This is a genomic window from Saccharomonospora sp. NB11, from assembly GCF_015910535.1.
In the GTDB taxonomy this organism is placed as follows: Bacteria; Actinomycetota; Actinomycetes; order Mycobacteriales; family Pseudonocardiaceae; genus Saccharomonospora.
The window spans coordinates 220,284-237,593 of the sequence record NZ_JACBJG010000007.1 but is presented as its reverse complement, the minus strand read 5'-3'; the positions used below and the strand labels follow the sequence as shown (position 1 = coordinate 237,593).

Sequence of the window (17,310 nt, the reverse complement as noted above, 5' to 3'; positions counted from 1 at the left end):
CCCGGATCGCGTAAAGTCGTTCTTCCCCCTTCCGAGGCGACAGGTGCGAGGAGCGCGAGTGTCGGAGTCCCCGGTCAGACGGGCCGAGATCGCCATCGAACAAACTCACGTGAACCGGGTGTACGTCCGGCTCGCGGAGCTGCGCGCGCAGGCCGAGGCCATGCGCGCCCGTGGATACGAGCTCGGCCTCGGCGCACAGCGCGAAGCCGTGTTCGAGCAGGCGTCGATGCTCTACGAGCGCGACATGATGGTTTTCCACGCCAACCAGACGTTGCAGACCCTCGACGCGGAGTACGAGGGTCTGGTGTTCGGACGGTTGGACCACGCCGACTCCGAGACCGTCTACGTGGGCAGGCTCGGCATCCGCGACGCGGAGTTCAACAACCTCGTCACCGACTGGCGTGCGCCCGCCGCCGCCGCGTTCTACCAGGCGACCGCCGAAGAACCCATGAACGTGGTGCGGCGCAGGGTGATCCGCTGTTCCGGACAGTCCGTCCTCGACATCGACGACGACGTGCTCATGCCCGAGTCGGTGCCCGACGACATGAACGTGGTGGGCGAAGGCGCGCTCATGGCGGCGCTGGGCCGGTCGCGCGGCGACACCATGCGCGACATCGTGGCCACCATCCAGAAGGAACAGGACGTGGTCATCCGCGCGCCGTGGCGTGGAGTGACCGAGATCACCGGCGGCCCGGGCACCGGCAAGACCGCCGTGGCGCTGCACCGCGCGGCGTACCTGCTGTACCGCTACCGGCGGCAACTGGGCGGCGCGGGCGTGCTCGTGATCGGCCCGTCCGGCGTGTTCACCACCTACATCTCGCGTGTGCTGCCGTCGATGGGTGAGACCAACGTCGAGCTCCGCTCACTCGGACAGGTGCTCGACGGCCTCGACGCCACCCGGCACGACCCCGCACCGCTGGCCGCGATCAAGGGGTCGCTGCGGATGCGCAAGGTGCTCGGCAAGGCGTTGCGCGACACCCCGCCCGACGCGCCCACGGAGATGAAGATCGTCTACCGGGGCGAGGTGCTCAAGCTGAGCGCCAAGGAACTCGACAAGGTCCGCCGCAAGGTGCACAGCAACGGCGCACCTCCGAACCGCTCGCGCGTGCGCGCCGCGGAGACGTTGCTGGAAGCCCTGGCGGACAAGGCCGAGTCGCACGCCCGCGAGGACGGTCGCGAGTTCGACCGCGCCCAGTTGATCACCGACCTCGGCGAGCGGATCGACTTCCACCGCTTCCTCGTCGTGTGGTGGCCGGTGCTGTACCCGGCGCAGATCCTGCGCTGGCTCGGTGACGAGAAACGCCTCACCCGCGCCGCCCGCACTGTGCTGTCGGCGGAGGAGATCTCGATGCTCGCGGCGTCGTTCCGCGAACCCGATCGCGAGTGGACGGTCGCCGACATCGCGCTGCTCGACGAGCTTCGCGTGCTCCTCGGGCCCCCGCCGAAGCGTCGCCGCCGGTCCGACGCCGACCCGGAGCCGTCACGCGACGGCCAACACCGCAGGCCGAACCACTACGACGAGTACTCCCACGTGGTGGTGGACGAGTCGCAGGACCTCTCCCCCATGCAGTGGCGCATGGTCGGCCGACGCGGCAAGTACGCGAGCTGGACCGTCGTGGGCGACCCCGTGCAGAGCTCGTGGCCGGACCCCGACGAGGCCGCGAAAGCCCGCGAACAGGCGTTCGGGGCGAACACCGCGCGGCGCCGGTACACACTGCGCGTCAACTACCGGAACTCGTCCGAGATCTTCGATCTCGCCGCCGACGTGGTGGCGGGCCACGCCGAACCGGACGAGCTGCCGCGCGCGGTGCGGACCACGGGGGTGTCACCGGAGATCCGCCGTGTCGACCCCGCGGGCCTGGAGAGCGCCACGCAACTGGCGGCGAAGGAACTGCTCGACTCCGTCGAGGGCACCGTCGGCGTGATCTGCGCCATGGACCGGGTCGACGAGGTCCAGCGCTGGGTCGAGGGCCACGGTGACGACCGGCTCAAGGTCGTGGGCAGCCTCGACTGCAAGGGGCTGGAGTACGACGGCGTCGTGCTGGTGGAGCCGACCGAGCTGGTGGACGAGTCGTTGACGGGCCGACGGGTGCTGTACGTGGCGCTGACCCGGGCGACGCAGCAGCTCACGGTGCTGGCCTCCGACGACCGCTGGCGAACCCCGCAGGGCTGACCCGAGGGGGTCGTCTGTTCCCGGGCGTGTCCGCGCCCTGTGCACGCGTGTCGGCGTCGCAGGGACCCATGTCGGCGACGCAAGCACGCGTGTCGGCGTCGCAGGGACCCATGTCGGCGTCGCAGGAACGCATGTCGGCGTCGCAGGGTGCGGACACGGTGTCGGGAAGTCGGGACACGGCGTCGGGAAGGCGGGACACGGCTGGAGGGGACGGGGATCACTCGTCCGGTATGAGTGGAACGGCGCACAGGGCCACTCGAACGGGTTACGATGCCGCCGTGGTCGGTGACGAGGTGGAACGACGGGAGCCGTCGTGAATGGTCGGGATACCACCGAACGCGCGCTGGCGGTCCACCGCCTGCTGAACGCGCAACTGCCTGTGCCCGCCGAGCCGCTGCCGCTGGCACAGCGCATCGCCCTACCCGACGTGCACCCGCCGAAGGCCGGGTTGGTGGCGACGCTCGCCCGCCGACACTCGTCGTACGACTTCTCCGAGGAACCCCTCGAAATGCTCGAACTGAGCGCGCTGCTGCGGTTCTCCATGGGCGTGCAGCGCTTCGTCCCGGCCTACGGCGTCGAGCAGTACCCGCTGAGCATGGCCCCGAGCGCGGGCGGTCTGGACATCCTGCGGGCCTACGCGGTCGTCCGCCGGGTCGCGGGACTGGACCACGGCGTCTACCGCTACGAACCGGTGTCGCACGAGCTGGTGCAGCTCACCGACACCGACCCGGGTGCCCACCTGGCGGAGGTGTACCTGCAGGAGGAGTTCGCCTGGCCGCCCGCCGCCACCGTGGCTATCACGGCACGGCTCGACGTGGCCTTCGACAAGTACCCGCTGCGCCACTACCGGACGCTGCACGTCGACTCCGGGGTCGCCGTGCAGAACCTCTACCTGGTGGGAACGGCGTTGGGGCTGGCCGGGTGTGCCGTGGCGGGGTTCGACGACGCCGCCGCGGGCACGTTGTTGGGGCTGGCGGAGAACGAGATTCCGACGATGCTCTTCGCGACGGGCCGCCCCGCCTGAGCTCGGCGGGACGGCCCTGTCGTCGCTGTCGTCGCTGTCGCTGTCGTCCCCGGACGCCGACCTACTGCTGGGCGGCGTGCCAGTACTCGGCGAGCAGCCGCCCCTGGTCGGGCGCGAACGCGGCGGGCGTGTAGAAGCCGCCGGTGGCGGTGTCGGCCGCATTGAGCACCAGACTGTTGGCCCCTTCGGGCGACGGCAGGCCGAGCTGGAGGTTCACGGCCCAGTCGAGCGCACCGAGCAGTCCGCACCCGTTGGCCTTGGGCACGGTGAAGGAGTCGTCACCCTGGTCGGCCCCCGACAGGACCACGTTGCTCATCGGTCCGCCGGCTTGGTCGGTGCCGTCGGGCGCGTAGCGGGCGATCGTCAGAGCCGGTTGGGTGAGGTTGCGGGGTCGCAGCAGGATCGGGTCGGAGTTCGAACCGATGTAGCACTTGCTGCCGAGCAGCACATTGTCGAGCCGGATCTTCACGGGCAGGGTCACGATGGGCTGCCCGACTCCGAGTCCCGCGGTGAGGCTGAAGTCGGTCGGGGTCCCCGCGGGCTCCACCGTGGCGACCACGCGGTTGAGCTTGCTGTCGGCCGCCTTCTCACAGAGGTCCGTGAGCACCGGGATCTCGCTGGGGCACATGAGGTTCAGCAGCCCGCCCGGCACCGTGACGGGCTCGGCCTGGATGCCGGCGCCCTCGGGCGACACCGAGGTGTAGTCGGTGCCGTCGCCGAGAAGTCCGAACTGGAGGTTCGTTCCGGCGGTGGGCACGACCTTCTCGCCGATCTTCATGGTCCCGGACTGCGACGACGACGCCAGGCACAACGCCGCGACGTCGGCTCCGTCGGCCGCGAGCATCGCCGGGTCGTCGACGGGACACCGGTCGAACGGCGCCCAGTGTCCGGCCAGTGCGGTGCCGTGGACCTCGTCGTCGGCCACCGCGGGTGCGGCGGTGGCAGTCACGCCCGCGGCCACGAGCGCGACGGTCGCGGCGAGTGCCCTGAGGCGTCTGCCGGATCTGCCTCCGGATCGGGTCGTTCTCATCGGGGTTCCTCCTTCACGGGGGATCAACGAACAAACTCGGGGTCAGCGCTGGAGTTCGGGAGGAGAGGGCGGGCAGTACTGCTCGGTCCGGATGTCGCAGATCGCGCCCTGCGTCATCTTCACGTAGTTGTCCTTGCCGGAGATCAGTCCGGTGAGCAGCGGGTCGAGGTTTCCGCCGTCCCCGCAGCCGGTGAAGGGCGGGATGTCGGTGTAGCCGTCGAGGAAGCCGCCCGCAGCGGGCGTGTAGTCGCCCGGGTAGTCGGCCGTCAGGGCCACCGTGATGGGACGTTCGGTGCGACAGTTGTCGCCGACCTCCAGATCGACCCCGTTCACTGTGACGTCGTAGACGCGCACGGCCAGGGTCGCGTGCGCGACGACGCTGCCGTCGTAGGGCGCGACGACCTGCGATCGCACGTCGATCGTCATGTCCCCGATCTGGGTCAGTTCGACGGTGGCCTCGTTGGGCATGAAGTCGAAGGCGTGGAACGCGTTGCGGGTCGGGGGTAGCTGCTTCTTGCCGTTGTGGCGAAGCTCCGCCTGTGCGGTCTGGCAGAACCAGAACCACTCCGATCCGTCGTTGCACGCGGCGATGATGGGAAGGGCGAGGTTGACGATGCCGGGTTCGACGAGCACCGCGGCGTTCATGCTGTCGAGGTTGGTGTAGCCGCCGAGGTAGGCGCACCATGCGTTGTTCTCGTCGGCGAAGTCGACACAGTCGTCGGGGATGTCCACCGGCTCCGCGTCCGAGCTTCGTCCGGTGCCGGACGTGCCGGTGTCGTCGCCGTCGGACTCGGTGGAGTCGTCGCCGGGGCGGGTGATTCCGTCGTCGGACACGGTGATGGTGGTGACGACGGTGTTCTGGTCGGCCGCGGGAACGCAGTCGAAGCCTCGGGCGGGCGGCGCCTGCCTGCTGGCCTGCGCGGCGGCGCCCCCACCGCCGTCCGTGCCGGGCAACGTGGTGGCGTCGGGCACCGAGTCGCCGCCGTCCTCACCGCCGTCGCCGCCGTCCCCGCCCTCGTCACCACCGCCGTCGCCGGGCGGCTGTTCGGGATCGGGTTCGGGGTCTCCACCCTCGCCGTCGTCGGGACCGCCCTCGGAAGGCCAGCCGAGCAGGAGGTTGAAGCGGTCGGCCGCCACACGGAACTCCCCCGGACCGCCGGGGGTGACCTCGTCGGCCTCGCCCGTCGCGACGAGCGTGAGCGGTCCCTCGGTGGGCAGCGGAGTCGTCGGAACGGCGAGATCGGGCAGCAGGACGGGTTCACCGGTCTTGTCCGCCTGGGCGGTGCGGTGTGCCCGCAGTGTCGCGGACAGGACACCGGTGACCTCGGTGGCACCGCCGGCGCGCAGCTCACCGACGACCTGTTCGTCCAACGTGGTCGAGACGGTCACACCGATCGGTCGGGCAGCCGTCTCGGGGAGCGCGAGGCTCACCCGCACCCGGGCGTCCCGGGTCCCCGACTCGGTGTCGCAGTGGTACAGCAGTTCCTGCGACCGTCGTTCGTCCGCGGTCTCGTCGCCGGGTTGCCCGCCCAGCGCGCTGGGGGCCCAGAAGCCACCAACGAGGACCGCCACACCGAGGGCGGCGAACCGGCCGCCTCTGCTCACTCTGCGTCCCATGTCCTCACTCCCGTTCGAAGCCGCCCGCGTCCCGGCGCGATGCCGTGAACGAGCGACATGGTCGGCCCGCCCGGGAGCAGGCCCGGACGGACCGACCACTCAGTGCCGAGTACCGGCGAACGTCACTGGAGCGTGACGTCCTGACCCGGGGTCACCACGTAGGCGCCCTCGAAGGTCACGTTGTCACCCACGTTGATCAGTCCGAAGCAGTTCGCCGACGAGTTCACCGCCGTGACGGTGAGGGTGTGCGACGAACCGTCGATCGGCTTCGGAGCCAACGTGTCGCTGTCGTTGTCGTAGGTGCCGGGGGCCTCGCCCTCGACCGTGGCGTCGCAGCCGGGGCCGGTCAGGTTGGCCACGATGCCACCGATGTAGCCGGTGGTGACACCGTCCGCGTAGGACTCACCGTTGATGCTCCACGGCAGGTTCTGCGGCACGACCTCGAAGGTCAGGCCCAGCGGACCGGAACAGCTCGTCCACGAGATGTTGTCGATGGTGCCGAGCTGCGCGGGGGCGCCGCTCGCGCTGCCGGCGAGCTCGCCGGACGCCTCGGAGCCGCTGCAGTCCAGCGTCACGCCGTTGGCGGTGTTGGTCAGGACCGTCGTTCCCGACACGCCGGTGTACTCACCGCCCGGGTCCACGATCCACTCCTGCGGGGCAGCCGAGGCGGACATGGCGGTGAGACCGAGCGCGAGGGCCGCCGCGGCGCTGCCGGCGACAATGCTCAAGACACGCCTACGCATAGCGATTCCTTTCCCAGGTGAACAGGCGAACGAGCGAAAGCAAGCGGCGCGGAGTCCCCGATCCCGACCCGCGCGAAAACATCGGCCGACGGTGCTTGCCAGTAGGTTCGAAAGCCGACCTACCAGCGAGTACGTTAACCCTTGACTGCGTTACGAACAAGAAACAGCCGGATTTCATGTTCACTCCTCGCCCTATCGGCGCAACGGTTGTCACCGGCGTCAAGGATTTCTTTCATCGCTTTGTCTCACCTGGCACAACAACGACCTTCGAACGCCATCGGCTACGCGCACACTCACAACCACGCAAGAAACACGACGAGAATTGTCACGAACCCACGAAGATTGCCGCGTAACCAGGCGCTCTGCGCGGCGTTATTGTCATCGCACGCACAGCGAGAGTGCATGCCAGGACATGAAACGGACGTTTCAAAAAACGTGGAACCAGGGTTCCCGGAACCGGAGGAGTCGCGAGTGGCCACAGACGTCGACGACGCGGCCAAGCGTTCGTTTCCCGGAGCCGCGGCACTGCGGCAGACCGGCAGGATGTACGCGTTGGCGCTCGATGTTCTGCGCTGCATTCCGCGCAGGCCTTTCCAGTTCCGGGAATTCGTCCAGCAGTTCTGGTTCATCGCCAGCGTCTCGATCCTGCCCACCGCGCTCGTGGCCATTCCGTTCGGTGGTGTCATCGCCCTGCACGTCGGGTCGCTGACGACCCAGATCGGGGCGCAGTCGTTCACCGGTGCGGCGAGCGTCCTCGCGATCATCCAGCAGGCCAGCCCGATCGTCACCGCCCTGCTCATCGCGGGCGCGGGCGGCTCGGCCATGTGCGCCGACCTCGGCTCGCGCACGATCCGCGAGGAGATCGACGCCATGGAGGTGCTCGGCGTCTCCCCGGTGCAGCGACTCGTCGTGCCGCGGGTGCTCGCCGCCATGGCCGTGGCGGTCTTCCTCAACGGCATGGTGAGCGTCGTCGGCGTGTGCGGCGGTTACTTCTTCAACGTCGTCATGCAGGACGGCACCCCGGGCGCCTACCTCGCGAGCTTCTCCGCGTTGGCCCAGCTTCCCGACCTGTGGATCAGCGAGGTGAAGGCGTTGATCTTCGGGTTCGTCGCCGGCGTCGTGGCCGCCTACCGAGGACTGAACCCCGCACCGGGGCCGAAGGGTGTCGGGGACGCCGTGAACCAGTCCGTGGTCATCACGTTCCTGCTGCTGTTCCTCGTGAACTTCGTGCTGACGACCGTCTACCTCCAGCTCGTGCCGCCGAAGGGGATGTGAGCACGTGACCACCACACCTGTCCGGCCGCGCGCCGCCCGAGGACTGGCGAGCCTCGACCGGAGACTGTCTTTTCTGGACACCGTCGGCGAGGCGGTGCTCTTCAGCCTGCGTGCCCTGGCGTGGATTCCCCGGGCACTGCGGCGGTATCCCCGCGAGATCATGCGACTGCTTGCCGAGGTGAGCTTCGGCAGCGGCGCACTCGCGGTGATCGGCGGCACCGTCGGCGTCATGGTCGGCATGACCATGTTCACCGGTGTGGTCGTGGGTCTCCAGGGCTACACGGCCATGAACCAGGTGGGCACGGCGGCGTTCGCGGGCTTCATCTCCGCGTACTTCAACACGCGGGAGATCGCCCCGCTCGTCGCCGGTCTCGCCCTCTCGGCGACCGTGGGCTGCGGCTTCACCGCCCAGCTCGGGGCCATGCAGATCTCCGAGGAGGTCGACGCGCTGGAGGTCATGGGGGTGCCGAGCATCCCGTACCTCGTCACCACCCGCATCATCGCCGGGTTCTGCGCGATCATCCCGCTCTACGCGGTGGGCCTGCTGACCTCGTATGTGGCGTCGCGCCAGATCACGGTGTGGTTCTACGGCCAGTCCGAAGGCACCTACGACCACTACTTCTCGCTGTTCCTCCCACCCGAGGACGTGCTCTGGTCGTTCGTGAAGGTGCTCATCTTCAGCGTCGTGGTGGTGCTGACGCACTGCTACTACGGCTACCACGCCAGCGGCGGCCCGGCGGGCGTCGGAGTCGCCGTCGGGCGCGGGGTCCGCACCGCGATCGTGGCGGTGGCCCTGCTCGACTTCTTCGCCAGCCTCGCGATCTGGGGCGCCACGACGACGGTACGGGTGGCGGGATGAAGACGACACGACTGCGCAAGCTCGGCGTCCGGCTCACGGGACTCGCGTTCTGCCTCGTCCTCGTGTTGCTCGTGGACTTGTCGGTCCGCATCTACGACAAGGAGTTCACCACGTCGGTGTCGGTCACGTTGCAGACCGATCGGGTGGGCAACCAACTCCGGCAGTACTCCGACGTCAAGGCCCGCGGGGTCCTCGTCGGCGAGGTCCGGTCGATCAAGGCCAGGCCCGACGGCGCCGAGATCGAACTGGCGCTCGACCCTGCCAGCGTGTCCCGCCTGCCGAAGGACGTCACCGCCCTGCTGGTGCCGAAGACGCTGTTCGGCGAGCGGTACGTGCAACTGTCCATTCCCGACGACTCGACGGCCGCCCCGCTGTCCGACGGCGACGTGATCACCCAGGACCGTTCGGAGAACGCCGTCGAGCTGGAGCGCGCGTTCGACGAGCTGCTGCCCGTGCTGAAGTCGGTGCAGCCCCAGAAGCTGGCCAGCACGCTCAGCGCCGTGGCCACCGCCCTCGACGGGCGAGGCGAGCAGGTGGGCGACACGCTGGTGCAGGCGGCGAACTACCTGGAGGAGTTCAACCCGAACCTGCCCGCGTTGCACGAGAACATCCGCGACCTCGGCGAGGTCGCGCAACTCTACGGCGACATCTCACCCGACCTGCTCGACGCGCTCACCGACACCGCCGTGACGCTCGGCACCGTGCAGGAGCAGGGTCCCGAACTGCGTGGCCTGTACGCGCAGGTCACCACGACGTCGGGCGACGTCACCGCGTTCCTGCGCGCCAACGCCGACAACCTGATCCGGCTGTCGGCCGAGAGCCGAGCGCCCCTGGAAGTGGCCGCCCGTTACTCCCCCAGCTTCGCGTGCACCCTGCGCGCTCTCGACGAGCTGACGCCCGCCATGGACGCCGTGCTCGGCAAGGGCACGAACAAGCCCGGCCTGCGCATGCAGGGCAGCCTCGTCACCGACCCGCGGGGTGCGTACGTGCCGGGCGCCGACGACCCCGCCTACACCGCTGATTCCGGTCCCCGCTGCTACCCGAGCGGTGTCACTCCGCGCGAGGGCATGGCACCCTCCCGCCCGCAACGCGGCACCGAGGCGCTGGTCCCCGACCGCAGCGGTGACGGCGTGGATCTCGGCCTGCCCAACTCCCCGCAGGAACGCCAACTGCTCTCCACGCTGCTCGCCGGGGACCTCGGCGTCGGCGTCGACCAGGTGCCCGAGTGGAGCAGTGTCCTCGTGGGACCCGTCTACCGGGGCACGGAGGTGACCCTCAAGTGAGAAGCATCGTCGCTCCCCTGCTGAAAGGTCTCGCGTTCGTCCTGGTCACCACGGTGGCGACCGCCGTGCTCGCGTTGTCGATCTCCGGTGTCGGGGTCGACGACCGCACGTCCTACACCGCGCGTTTCACCGACGTCACCTCGCTCAACCCGGGTGACGACGTGCGGATCGCGGGTGTGCGGGTCGGGCAGGTCGACGAGCTGGAGATCGTCGACCGCCACCTCGCGCTGGTGCACTTCTCGGTGGAGTCCGGTCGCCGCCTGCCCGCCGACACCACGGCGATCATCCGCTACCGCAACATGCTGGGACAGCGCTACATCGCCCTCGAACGCGGCGAGTACCCCGAGCCCGACCACCTCGAACCGGGCGCGGAGATCCCGCTGGACCGCACGCGCCCCGCGCTCGACCTCACCGAACTGTTCCAGGGTTTCCAGCCGTTGTTCTCCGCGCTGGACCCCGAGGAGGTCAACCAGCTCTCCGGCGAGATCATCCAGGTGTTGCAGGGCGAGAGCGGCACCGTGGAGAGCCTGCTCACGCACACGGGCTCGCTGACCGCGACCCTCGCCGACCGCGACAAGGTGATCGGCGAGGTGATCACGAACCTCAACGCGGTGCTCGACACGATCAACACCGAGGGCGACGCCCTCACCACGCTCGTGTCGACGCTCCAGGAGTTGGTGTCGGGGCTCGCCGCCGACCGCACCGCCATCGGCGAGTCCGTCGAGGGCATGGCCGAACTCACCACCGCCACAGCAGGCCTCTTCGAGACGGCCCGGCGACCGCTCAAGGAGAGCATCGCCGAACTCGGCGAGGTGTCGCAGATCCTGGTGTCCGGTTCGGACGACCTGGAGCGGTTCCTCGTCACCACCCCGGAGAAGTTCGAAGCGATCGGCCGCACCGCCTCCTACGGTTCGTTCCTCAACGTCTACCTCTGCGAAGCGGTGCTGCTGACCGATCCCCCCACCGGTATCAACGACGGACCCCTGCCCGCGAGGTGCGGCCGATGACGTCCTTCCGCGAACGCAACCCGCTGACACTCGGCATCGTGGGCACGGCGCTGCTCGCCGGTGTCACGGTCGCGACACTCAACTACGAGTACCTGCCGCTCATCGGTGGCGGCACCACCTATCAAGCCGAGTTCGCCGAGGCGGCCGGGCTCATGCCCTCCAACGAGGTGCGGGTCGCCGGGATCAAGGTGGGTGAGGTCACCGACGTCGAACTGGCCGAGGACCGAGTGCTCGTCTCCTTCCGCGTCGACGACGCCTGGGTGGGCAACCGGACCACGGCCGAGATCAAGATCAAGACATTGCTGGGGCAGAAGTACCTCGCACTGCACCCCACCGGCGACGCGGTGCTCGACCCCGACCAGCCGATCCCCTTGGGCCGCACCACCACGCCCTACGACGTCACCACCGCGTTCGAACGACTCGCGAGCACTGCGGGAGCCATCGACACCGACCAGCTCGCCGAGAGCTTCCGCACCCTCAGCGAGACCTTCGACGGAGCCGAGGACCACGTCCGCGACGCGCTCGACGGCCTCACCGCGCTCTCGACGACCATCGCGTCCCGCGACGACGAACTGTTCGAGCTGCTGGAGAACGCGCACACCGTGGCCGACGTGCTGGCCGAGTCCAGCGACGAGTTCGAGCAACTCGTCAACGACGGCAACCTGCTGCTCACCGAGCTGGACCAGCGGCGCGACGCCATCCACCGGCTGCTCACCGGCGCGCGCGACCTCGCCGAACAGATCTCCGGGCTCGTCGCCGACAACACCGAACAGCTCGGTCCCACGTTGGACTCGCTCAACGAGGTCACCGACATCCTCCAGCGGCACCGCGACGACCTCGACCGCACGCTCGAACTCGCCGGGCCGTACTTCCGCGTCGTGAACAACGCCGTGGGCAGCGGCCGCTGGCTCGACGCCTACCTGTGCGGGCTCGTTCCCGACAACCGTGCCCCCTGCGTACCCCCGGATCGGAGGTGAGGACCGTGTGGACTCGGCTTCGCACCACACGGATCATCACGGTGCTCGTCGTCGCCGCCGTCGTGACGGCCGGGGCACTGTGGTGGGTCTTCGGCGCGTCCGGCGAGAAGACCGTGACCGCCTACTTCGACCGCGCCGTCGGTGTCTACGTCGGCTCGGACGTCAAGGTGCTCGGGGTACGGGTCGGTGAGGTCGTCGAGGTGACGCCCGAACCGTCGCGCGTGCGGCTCACCTTGTCCGTGGAGGCCGACGCGCCGGTGGCGCGGGACACGCGCGCGCTCATCGTCTCCCCGAGCGTGGTCGCCGACCGCTACGTGCAGCTCTCCGACCTCGCCCGAGGCGGCCCCCGTCTCCTCGACGGCGCCGTGATCCCCCGGTCGCGCACCGCCGTTCCCGTGGAACTCGACGAGCTGTACGAGAGCCTCGACGACCTCGCCACCGCGCTCGGCCCCGACGGCGCCAACGCCGACGGCGCGCTGTCCGACCTCCTCGACACCGGCGCCGACGTGCTCGACGGCAACGGGCAGTCCTTCGCCGAGACCGTGCGCAACTTCGGCGATCTCACCCGCACCCTCGCCGACTCCGACGACGACCTCTTCTCCACGGTCGAGTCGCTGGCCACCTTCACGGCCATGCTGGCGGGCAACGACAAGCAGGTACGCGAGGCGACCGAGCAACTGTCGAACGTCGCCGACATCCTCGCCACCGACAAGGAGGAACTGTCGGCGGCACTCGCGACCCTCGGCAAGGCGCTCGCCGACGTCCAGGACTTCGTCGCCGAACACCGGGAGGCGCTGAAAGCAGGCGTCGACGACCTCGCCGACCTCACCCAGCTCGTGGTCGACCGGCGCGCCTCGCTGGCCGAGGCACTCGACGTCGCCCCCGTCGCCGCCGAGAACGCCTACAACACCTTCGATCCCCGCAGCGGCACGCTGCAGGGCAGGATCAATCCGCTGGAGTACGCGGCCGGCGGTTCGGGAGGTGCGCGGTGACCAGACGAACCGCGTTCGGAAGTGTGGCCGTCGTCGCGGGCCTCGTGCTCGCCGGATGTGCCCCGAGCTTCGGCGGGGTGCAGGACCTCCCGCTGCCGGGTGGCGCCGACCTCGGCGACGAGCCGTACCGCGTCACGGCGTACTTCGACGACGTGCTCGACCTCGTGCCGCACGCCGCCGTGAAGGTCAACGACGTGCCCGTCGGCCGGGTCGCGTCCATCGAGCTCGCCGACACCGACGACTGGCAGGCGGAAGTCGTCCTGCTCGTCAACGGCGACGTCGAGCTGCCCGCCGACACGCTCGCCAACATCCGCCAGTCGAGCCTGCTCGGTGAGAAGTTCGTGGAACTCGCCGCACCCGATCACGGCGAACCCCGCGCCCGACTCGCCGACGGCGACCTCATCCCCGTCTCCCGCACCAACCGGCACGTCGAGGTCGAGGAAGTCTTCGGCGCGCTGTCGTTGCTGCTCAACGGCGGCGGCATCGCGCAACTGCGCACCATCAACCACGAACTCAACGAGGTCATGACCGGCAACGAAGCCGAGATCAAGGACTTCCTCCGCCACGTCGACCACCTCGTGTCCGATCTGGACGATCACCGCGACGAGATCGTGGACGCGCTCGACGGGCTGAATCGCCTGTCGACCACCCTCGCCGAACGCGAGGACGCCATCCGGGGAGCACTCAACGACCTCACCCCCGGCCTGGAGGAACTGCGCGACCAGCGCGAACAGCTCGTCACGATGTTGGAGTCGCTGGACGAGCTCTCCGATGTCGCCGTGGACGTCATCCACAAGACCCGCGAGGACCTCGTCGCCGACCTCGAAGCCCTCGCGCCCACGCTCGACGGGCTCGCCGAGGCCGGGCAGTCGCTGCCCCGCTCCCTGGAGATCCTCGCGACGTTCCCCTTCACCGACACCGTGCTCGACGGCATCGAGGGCGATTACCTGAACACCTTCGTGGAGGTCGTCCCCGCCGACGGCTACACGGCGCCCATCCCGCTGCTGCCGTTGCCGACCACCGACTCTCCCGCCAGGGCAGGTGACCGCTGATGCTCACCCGGCGCATCAAGATCCAGCTCGTCGCGTTCGTCGCCGTGGCGCTCACCGTCACCACGTTCGTCGGCGCAAGCTATGCCGACCTCGGTCGCCTCTTCGGTGCGGGCGGCCCCGTCGTGCGCCTGCAGTTGGCCGACGGTGGTGGCCTCTTCAGCGGCAGCGAGGTGACCTACCGAGGGGTGGCCGTCGGCGAGGTGACCCGGTTGCGACTCACCGACGACGGCATGGAGGCGGACCTGCGGCTCCACGACGACGCACCGCCGATCCCCGCGAACTCCCAGGCGGTCGTGGCGAACCGGTCGGCCGTCGGTGAGCAGTACGTCGACCTGCAACCCCGCACGGGACTCGGGCCGTACCTGACGGACGGCTCCGTGATCCCCGAGAGCTCCACCACGGTGCCACTCGGGGTGGACGCACTGCTCGGCAACCTCACCGCGTTCACCGAGTCGGTGCCCACCGAGTCGCTGCAAACGGTGGTGGACGAGCTCTACACCGCCTTCCAGGGCACCGGCGACGATCTGCAGGTGCTGCTCGACTCGTCGCGCGAGTTCACCCGGACCGCCACCGAGTACCTGCCGCAGACCTCCTCGCTCATCCAGGACGGGGCCACGGTGCTGCGCACGCAGGCGGAGTCGGCCGAGGCGTGGCGTTCGTTCGCGCACGACGCCAAGGACTTCGCCGCCGAACTGGCCGACGCCGACGGCGACCTGCGCGAGCTCATCGCCCGCGCGCCCGGCGCGGCCGTGGAGGTGAGCGAGCTGCTGCGCGAGACCGACCCCGGACTGTCGGTGCTCGTGGCGAACCTGCTGACGACGTCCCGGCTCTTCTCGGCCCGAGTGGACGGTATGGAGCACCTGCTCGTGATGCTGCCCAAGGCCACCGCCGCGACGTCCGCCGCCCTCGACGGCGACGAGTTCTCCGTCGCCCTGTCGTTCTTCGACCCGCTGCCGTGCGTGCGCGGCTACGAAGGCACCCGTTACCGCAGCGGCGAGGACACCGGCGACGCGCCGTTCAACACCGACGCCCGCTGCACCCTGCCCTCGGGCTCCACCCCCGCCCGGACGTCGCAACACGTCCCCCAGGGCGGACTTCCCCTCGTGGCGCAGCCCGGCGTCCTCTCCGGCGCCGACGCCACCCGGACCTCGCTGAAGGATCTGCTGTGGCTCGACGAGGAATGACGCGCGCACTCGGTGCGCTCGGCGTGGCCGCGGTGGTCGCCGCGGCCGTGTTCGCCGGGTGGGGCGCGGTGTCGTGGTTCTCCGCCGCCACCGACGACGGCCTCCACACCGCCGAGGCCCGCGACGAGGCCCTGCGACAGGGGCGCGACCGCGTCGCAGAACTGACCACCATGGACCACACGGACGTCGAGGCGGGCGTCCGCCGCTGGCTGGACGCCACCACCGGGAAGCTGCACGCCGAGTTGGAGGACACCGACCCGGCGACCCTCACCGCCGTCGAGCAGGCGGGCACGGTGGCCACCGGCACCGTGCTGCACGCCGCGCTCAGCGAGTTCGACGCCGACCACGGTCGCGCCACGCTGCTGGCCTCGGTGGAGATCACCACCGCCCGGGACGGGGCCGAACCGGCGTACACGCGCACCCGCTACCGCGCCCAGCTACGGCACACCGGCGACGCCTGGAAGGTCGAGTCGTTCGAGACGGTGCCCGTCGGAGGTGCGAAGTGAGAGGTGAGGCATGAACCGGCGGGTGCTCACCCTGCTCGTCGTGGCGGCACTGCTCGCCGGGTTCGGCGCCGTGGGCACGGTGCTCTCCCGATCGATGCGGACCTCGGAGACGGCCACCAACCTCGCCCACGTCGACGCCGACGCCACCCGCGAGGTGCGCTCGGCGGTCGGCCGGGTGGTGAACAAGGTGTTCACGTACCACTTCGACGACGTCGACGCCACCGAACGGGCCGCCGAGGACCTGCTGCGGGGTCCGGCGCGCGAGCAGTACCGGCAGTTGTTCACCAAGGTGAGCAGCAACGCCCCGGAGCAACGGCTGTCGGTCACGAGCCGTGTGGTGGACTCCGCCGTGCTGTCGCTGACCGACGAGCGGGCGCAGCTCCTGCTGTTTCTCGACCAGACCGCCGAGCGAGGCGACGACGCCGAACCCACGTCGTCGGCGGCGGTCCTCCTCGTCACCGCGACCCGCGAGGACGGCCGCTGGTACGTCTCGGACCTGACCCAGTCCTGACCCCACCCCGCCCGCCCGGGCGTGTCCGCGCCACCCGCACGCATGCCTGCATCTCCTGCACGCGTGTCGGCGTCCCCTGCACGCATGTCCGCACCCCCTGCACGCATGTCGGCACCCCCTGCACGCGTGTCCGCACCCCCTGCACGTGTGTCGGCGCTCCCTGCACGCGCGTTGTGATCACCTGGACGCATGCCTGCATCACCTGCACGGCTAGCGTGAGCGTCATGCGCGTGCAGGTCGTGCCGCAGTGGCAGGGAGCGGGTCCGGACGGAGCCGAGGTACGGCTGCGCGGCAACGCGGCGCTCGCCTCACTCGCCGAGACGGTGCTGGACGCCCCGGTGTCGCGGGTGCCGGTCGGTGACGCCCCCTCGCCGACCGAGCGAGGCATCGGCAACCGCGCCGCACTGCTGGCCAACGCCGCCACACACCGGACGGCGCTGGAGCAGGCCGAAGGGCCGGTGCTCACCCTCGGAGGGGACTGCGCGAGCGATCTCACGCCGGTCGCCCTCGCCAGGCTTCGTCACGGGCCGAGTCTGGGAGTGCTGTGGTTCGACGCGCACGCCGACGCCAACACGCCCGACGCCTCACCGTCCGGGGCGTTCAACGGCATGGTGTTGCGGGCCCTGCTCGGTGCGGGAGATCCGGACCTCGTGGCGAACCCCGCCGTGTCCCCCGGAAACGCGGTGCTGGTGGGCACGCGGTTCTTCGATCCCGCCGAGCGCGCGGCCGTCGACCGGGGGCTGCTGCGACACGTGCCCGTTCCCGCCGATCCCCTCGACGTGCTCGCGGCGCTGCGGCGGGCCGAGGTCGACGCGGTGTACGTCCACGTGGACGCAGACGTGCTCGACCCGGGTGGCCTCACCGTCGAACGCGTGGTGGCGTGCCTCGACGCACTCACCGACGTCGACGTGGTCGGTGCGGCCGTCACCGAGTGCACCGCCACCGACGCACGGGACGCCGAACCACTGGCCCCCGTGCTGCGGGCGTTGGCCCGGCTACTGTCCCACTGACCGGCACGCTGCGACCAGGACAGACGTCCGACGAGCGATCGGTGCTCGGCGAGCATGGTCAACTGCC

General features: G+C 69.9%; 16 protein-coding genes. 13 read left to right on the top strand and 3 right to left on the bottom strand.

Translation table 11 applies throughout. The annotated features are described in order from the left end of the window. The first annotated feature begins 58 nt into the window (after positions 1-58). Together JAV51_RS13050 and JAV51_RS13045 are read left to right on the top strand one after the other, a co-directional pair. A complete protein-coding gene (locus JAV51_RS13050; RefSeq protein WP_197320969.1) occupies positions 59-2,173 on the top strand; it encodes an AAA family ATPase in 2,115 nt (704 codons plus the stop codon). A gap of 313 nt (positions 2,174-2,486) precedes the next feature. After that, the gene (locus JAV51_RS13045) at positions 2,487-3,197 is read left to right on the top strand and encodes a SagB family peptide dehydrogenase (protein ID WP_197320968.1); all 711 of its coding nucleotides are present in this window, start codon (positions 2,487-2,489) and stop codon (positions 3,195-3,197) included. A 61-nt stretch (positions 3,198-3,258) separates the two neighbouring features. Here JAV51_RS13045 and JAV51_RS13040 read toward each other — a convergent pair whose 3' ends face one another. The 3 genes from JAV51_RS13040 to JAV51_RS13030 form a co-directional block, all read right to left on the bottom strand. Then, a complete protein-coding gene (locus JAV51_RS13040) occupies positions 3,259-4,227 on the bottom strand; it encodes a hypothetical protein (protein WP_197320967.1) in 969 nt (322 codons plus the stop codon). A gap of 42 nt (positions 4,228-4,269) precedes the next feature. Continuing rightward, positions 4,270-5,844 carry a DUF6801 domain-containing protein gene (locus JAV51_RS13035; protein ID WP_197320966.1) on the bottom strand — a complete coding sequence of 525 codons (1,575 nt, stop codon included), beginning with the start codon at positions 5,842-5,844 and terminating at the stop codon, positions 4,270-4,272. A gap of 122 nt (positions 5,845-5,966) precedes the next feature. Further along, positions 5,967-6,587, bottom strand: coding sequence for a hypothetical protein (locus JAV51_RS13030; protein ID WP_197320965.1), 621 nt, complete (start codon positions 6,585-6,587; stop codon positions 5,967-5,969). 543 nt (positions 6,588-7,130) lie between these two features. On the opposite strand from JAV51_RS13030, the gene JAV51_RS13025 reads away from it, so the two are divergent. The 11 genes from JAV51_RS13025 (at position 7,131) to JAV51_RS12975 (ending at position 17,243) form a co-directional block, all read left to right on the top strand. Continuing rightward, a complete protein-coding gene (locus tag JAV51_RS13025) occupies positions 7,131-7,862 on the top strand; it encodes an ABC transporter permease (protein ID WP_231642138.1) in 732 nt (243 codons plus the stop codon). 4 nt (positions 7,863-7,866) lie between these two features. Then, positions 7,867-8,721 carry an ABC transporter permease gene (locus tag JAV51_RS13020; protein WP_197320963.1) on the top strand — a complete coding sequence of 285 codons (855 nt, stop codon included), beginning with the start codon at positions 7,867-7,869 and terminating at the stop codon, positions 8,719-8,721. Continuing rightward, positions 8,718-10,004, top strand: a complete 1,287-nt coding sequence (locus JAV51_RS13015) for an MCE family protein (protein WP_197320962.1) — start codon at positions 8,718-8,720, stop codon at positions 10,002-10,004. Before JAV51_RS13020 ends, JAV51_RS13015 begins: the two co-directional genes overlap by 4 nt. Continuing rightward, on the top strand, positions 10,001-11,011 hold the full coding sequence (locus JAV51_RS13010; protein ID WP_197320961.1) for an MCE family protein: 1,011 nt from the start codon (positions 10,001-10,003) through the stop codon (positions 11,009-11,011). Before JAV51_RS13015 ends, JAV51_RS13010 begins: the two co-directional genes overlap by 4 nt. Next, complete coding sequence (locus JAV51_RS13005; RefSeq protein ID WP_197320960.1) at positions 11,008-11,988, top strand: MCE family protein; 981 nt, start codon at positions 11,008-11,010, stop codon at positions 11,986-11,988. The genes JAV51_RS13010 and JAV51_RS13005 overlap by 4 nt, the downstream gene beginning before the upstream one ends. A 5-nt stretch (positions 11,989-11,993) precedes the next feature. Continuing rightward, a complete protein-coding gene (locus tag JAV51_RS13000; protein WP_197320959.1) occupies positions 11,994-12,980 on the top strand; it encodes an MCE family protein in 987 nt (328 codons plus the stop codon). Further along, positions 12,977-14,032: an MCE family protein gene (locus tag JAV51_RS12995; protein ID WP_197320958.1), complete on the top strand. Its 1,056-nt coding sequence runs from the start codon at positions 12,977-12,979 to the stop codon at positions 14,030-14,032. The genes JAV51_RS13000 and JAV51_RS12995 overlap by 4 nt, the downstream gene beginning before the upstream one ends. Next, positions 14,032-15,216, top strand: coding sequence for an MCE family protein (locus tag JAV51_RS12990; RefSeq protein WP_197320957.1), 1,185 nt, complete (start codon positions 14,032-14,034; stop codon positions 15,214-15,216). The genes JAV51_RS12995 and JAV51_RS12990 overlap by 1 nt, the downstream gene beginning before the upstream one ends. Then, on the top strand, positions 15,198-15,722 hold the full coding sequence (locus JAV51_RS12985) for a hypothetical protein (protein WP_307845874.1): 525 nt from the start codon (positions 15,198-15,200) through the stop codon (positions 15,720-15,722). The genes JAV51_RS12990 and JAV51_RS12985 overlap by 19 nt, the downstream gene beginning before the upstream one ends. A gap of 10 nt (positions 15,723-15,732) precedes the next feature. Continuing rightward, positions 15,733-16,233 carry a hypothetical protein gene (locus JAV51_RS12980; RefSeq protein WP_197320956.1) on the top strand — a complete coding sequence of 167 codons (501 nt, stop codon included), beginning with the start codon at positions 15,733-15,735 and terminating at the stop codon, positions 16,231-16,233. 224 nt (positions 16,234-16,457) lie between these two features. Further along, positions 16,458-17,243, top strand: coding sequence for an arginase family protein (locus JAV51_RS12975; RefSeq protein ID WP_197320955.1), 786 nt, complete (start codon positions 16,458-16,460; stop codon positions 17,241-17,243). Positions 17,244-17,310 lie beyond the last annotated feature (67 nt).

What these genes read in the sequence shown, in the direction of transcription:
- JAV51_RS13040 (WP_197320967.1), bottom strand. Translation starts at nt 4,227, where the DNA reads ATGAGAACGACCCGATCCGGAGGCAGATCCGGCAGACGCCTCAGGGCA.
- JAV51_RS13035 (WP_197320966.1), bottom strand. Translation starts at nt 5,844, where the DNA reads ATGGGACGCAGAGTGAGCAGAGGCGGCCGGTTCGCCGCCCTCGGTGTG.
- JAV51_RS13030 (WP_197320965.1), bottom strand. Translation starts at nt 6,587, where the DNA reads ATGCGTAGGCGTGTCTTGAGCATTGTCGCCGGCAGCGCCGCGGCGGCC.
- JAV51_RS13025 (WP_231642138.1), top strand. Translation starts at nt 7,131, where the DNA reads ATGTACGCGTTGGCGCTCGATGTTCTGCGCTGCATTCCGCGCAGGCCT.
- JAV51_RS13015 (WP_197320962.1), top strand. Translation starts at nt 8,718, where the DNA reads ATGAAGACGACACGACTGCGCAAGCTCGGCGTCCGGCTCACGGGACTC.
- JAV51_RS13005 (WP_197320960.1), top strand. Translation starts at nt 11,008, where the DNA reads ATGACGTCCTTCCGCGAACGCAACCCGCTGACACTCGGCATCGTGGGC.
- JAV51_RS12990 (WP_197320957.1), top strand. Translation starts at nt 14,032, where the DNA reads ATGCTCACCCGGCGCATCAAGATCCAGCTCGTCGCGTTCGTCGCCGTG.
- JAV51_RS12980 (WP_197320956.1), top strand. Translation starts at nt 15,733, where the DNA reads ATGAACCGGCGGGTGCTCACCCTGCTCGTCGTGGCGGCACTGCTCGCC.
- JAV51_RS12975 (WP_197320955.1), top strand. Translation starts at nt 16,458, where the DNA reads ATGCGCGTGCAGGTCGTGCCGCAGTGGCAGGGAGCGGGTCCGGACGGA.